Consider the following 3441-nt stretch of genomic DNA (forward strand, 5'->3'; position numbering starts at 1 on the left):
TTCAAGCGTGAAACGGCGCGTCTCCAGCGTGCTGCGGGACATTTTCCGCCATCAGTTCCTCATCTTTGGCGAGGAGCGGAGCGGGATGCGGCCGGAGCGTCATAAACATGCCCTTGTGCTGTCATTCCGGCCGCAGGGAGTTTACTTAAACGCCCGCCCTACAGCTCCATCACCGCATCAAACAGGCCGCTGTCAGCTTTGATTTTCTCGCCGCTGCCGATGGTCGCCCGGAGGATTTTTGCTGTCAGCTGCTCGAAGCGCGGGGCGAAGCCGCTCAGCTCCTCGGCCTTGGCATCAATCGTCTGCTCGACGATCTGCTGCCGCCGCTCCGGCGTGATGCCGGTCAGGTATGCGTCGCGGGCCTTCACGCCCTCAGCGGCAGGCGAGCGCAGCGGATTCAGCGTGCCGTAGGCCCCGATGATGAGCTGATCCAGCTTGGCCCGGCTGAGATCAAGACTGCGCACCGCAGCGGCGATGGCCTCGTAGGCGGCATACGTTCTCGCCACATGCGGGTCGCGGTAGCTGATCACAGCGAAATTGCCGGAAACCGGATGAAACTGAACAAAGCAGCCGTAAGCCCCGCCCTGCTGGCGCACCGTGTTCCAGAGATAATCCCGCGAGAGCCAGGTCTTCAGCACCTCGAACGAGCCGCTGTGCTGGTCGAAGCCGTCAAAGAGGCTGCATCCTTGGGCGTTGTAAACCACGTCAGCGGAGGTGACAAAGGCTTGTCGGGCAGCGAAAGCCGGGAAAGCGAGCGCGGCGGGCGGCAATGCGTCTTTGCCTAAGCTGCCGCGCACTGCTCCAGCATTGGCCTTGATTTTCTCAATATCCGCGCCGGAGCCAGTGACAGCGAGCAGCAGTCCCTTAGACTGGAACACCGCCTGACGCAGCCGCTCCAGCTTGGCAAGGAAATCCTCCTCAAGTTCGTCGTAGTTCGCGGCCAGCTCTTTCAGCTGAAGATAGGCCGTAGCTCCGTTGACATGCTCGTTGATCAGCCCGGCCTGGCTGAGATGGGCAAAAACCCGTGAGGCGGCTAACTGCCAGCCTTCGCTCTGCACCGAATGCTCGGCCCAGGCAAACTCGCGCAGGACTATTTCTTTGATCCGCCGCCGGTTGCTCAAGTCCAGCTCGGCGAACACCTCGCAGATCAATTCCAAAGCCTTAGGCAGCGAGGCGGACAGTGCCTTGGTCTGGAACCAGAGCACAGGCCGCAGCGGCTCCGCGCCGCTGACATGGCTGTAGGTGGTGAAAGAATGGCTGAGGCCGCCGGTGTGGATATGAATGTCCTTGGCGAAACGGACATAATCGCGCTGCTTGGTGCCGATTTCTGTGGCGATGGTGCCGAACAAATCAAGCCACGGCAGCAACTCCAGCCCGACCGCCGCGCAATCCAGACCGAACTGGACATAGGCAATGCCGCCGGTCTCCAGCTCGCTGCTGATACAACCATCCTCTGAGCAGGCCTCGTGCAGTTTGGGCTTGCGCTCTAAGTCCTGCCGGGACAGGCGCGGCAGCAGGGCAAGCTGTTCCTCGCTGTTCGGAGTCTGCTGAAGCCGCATCAGCTCCTGCGTTTTGGCGATCAGCTCTTCGGTCTGCTCCAGGCTGAGGCTTTGCTCGTATTCCGCCAGCCTGCGCTGCTCCTCCTGCATGACGCGGGCGGCCTTGTCCGGGTCTGGGCGCAGGGTGACAGCAGCAAAAGCGGGATTGTCTAAGAGCCGCTCTTTGATCAGCCGTTCAAAATATCTCTCCTCCAGTGCCTTGACGCGGAGAGCTGCAAACAGCTCCTCAATCCGTAGGGCGGCAAAAGGATCCGCGCCATGCTGGAGCGCAGGCAGAGCCTTGCCGATCAAATCCAGTCCGCGCTGGGCTGCGGTCAATTCTTCCCTCACCGAAAACTCGTAGCTGTTCAGCTCGGCAAGGATCAGGTCGCGGTCAAGGCCCTGCTCGGCCATGCGCGTCAGCACCTCGCGATACAGAGCAAGGAAACGGTCGCGCTTGTCCGCATCCGAGCCGACCAAATAGGTCAGCATGACAGTTTGGAAACAATGATCGGCAAGGAACATGCCTCCGAAATCCTTGCACAGGCCAGCCTCCAGCACCGCCTTCTTCAGCGGCGAGGCATCGGAGTTGTACAGAATATTGGCGATGACTTGGAAGGCGGTGTTCAGCTCCTGATCAAGGATCGTGGCCACGGATGCGCCCACCGCCAAATACGTTTTTCCTTTCAGACTGCCGCCCGGCTGCACCGCATAGCTGTCATCAATGAAGACCGGTGCCTTGATGCCCGGCCCTTGCATTGCTGCGGCCCTGCTGCCGCGTTCGGTGTAATGGCAGAGGAAGTTGTTCTGCACAGCGGCCAGCTCCTGCTCCAAGTCCGCGTCGCCGTAGAAGAAGAGCATCCCGTTCGAGGGATGATAATGCTTGGCGTGGAACTCGGCGAACTGCTCGTAGGTCAAATCAGGAATGCAGGCCGGGTCACCGCCGGACTCATGAGCGTAGGTGGACTCTGGCATCAGGCCGCTGAAGGTGTTGTGAAAAATGGCCCGGATGGGATCAGAGTACGCCCCCTTCATCTCGTTCAGCACTACGCCTTGGAATTGCAGCGGCTCGTCCTTGCTCTCCTTGTGATAATGCCAGCCCTCCTGCTCAAAGGTGCTGCGCTGCATGAGCGGATTGAGCGCAACATCGCAGTACACATCCATGATGCTGAAATACTCCGCCAGATTGCGCGTGGCGAAAGGATACCAGGTCACGTCCGCGCCGGTCATGGCGTTGAGGAAAGTCATCAGCCCTCCCTTGTGGATTTCGCCGAAGACATCATGCACCGGATATTTCTTCGATCCCATCAGCACCGCGTGCTCAAGGATATGCGCCACGCCGGTGGAATCCTGCGGGATGGTCTGGAAGGCGAAGCAGAAGGTCTTGTTCGGGTCGCTGTTCTTGATCGCCAAGGCGGGTGTGCCGAGCAGCTCATGCTCGAACAGATAGACCTCGGAGCTGATGTCGGCGACATGCTCCTTGCGCCGGAGGATGAAGCCGTGATGGACAGAGCCGATGGTGAAGTTGGTCATGGGGAATAAAAGGCTGCGGGTTTAAAGAAAAAAACAAGGACTGTTCGGGATATTCTCCTAAACTTTTCTATGAGAATCAAGTAAAAAAGCCGTTTTGGTCAGAGGGGGGCGGAACCGACGTTGAGCAGCGAGATGACGCAGAGCCGTCTGCGTTACACAAAGAGATGGTTTGAGATTTCAGGCGATGGATACGGAAGTGGAGGCTGTTTGCTGAGACCAGTTTTGGCTGCAACAAGAAGAGTTGCAGTCCGCTTCAGCTCTATGTCCGCGCTGCTGCGGCAGGGTTCTGCCGGATTTCCTGCCTAGGATGCCGTGTTCGACGCTTCGAACGGTTCATTCCACTCTTCGAATGCCTTATCCTACGCTTCGG

Annotated in this window: 1 protein-coding gene; it reads right to left on the reverse strand. The window is 59.1% G+C overall.

Going from position 1 to position 3441, the window contains the following annotated elements; translation table 11 throughout:
* Positions 1–158 precede the first annotated feature (158 nt).
* Positions 159–3071 (reverse strand): insulinase family protein, encoded by a 2913-nt coding sequence (locus ACNKID_RS10785; RefSeq protein ID WP_417913440.1) that lies wholly within the window; start codon positions 3069–3071, stop codon positions 159–161.
* Positions 3072–3441: the final 370 nt, after the last annotated feature.

Origin of the sequence: Candidatus Electronema sp. TJ, from assembly GCF_048287355.1 — a bacterium.
Lineage (GTDB): Bacteria > Desulfobacterota > Desulfobulbia > Desulfobulbales > Desulfobulbaceae > Electronema.

What these genes read in the sequence shown, in the direction of transcription:
- ACNKID_RS10785 (WP_417913440.1), bottom strand. Translation starts at nt 3,071, where the DNA reads ATGACCAACTTCACCATCGGCTCTGTCCATCACGGCTTCATCCTCCGG.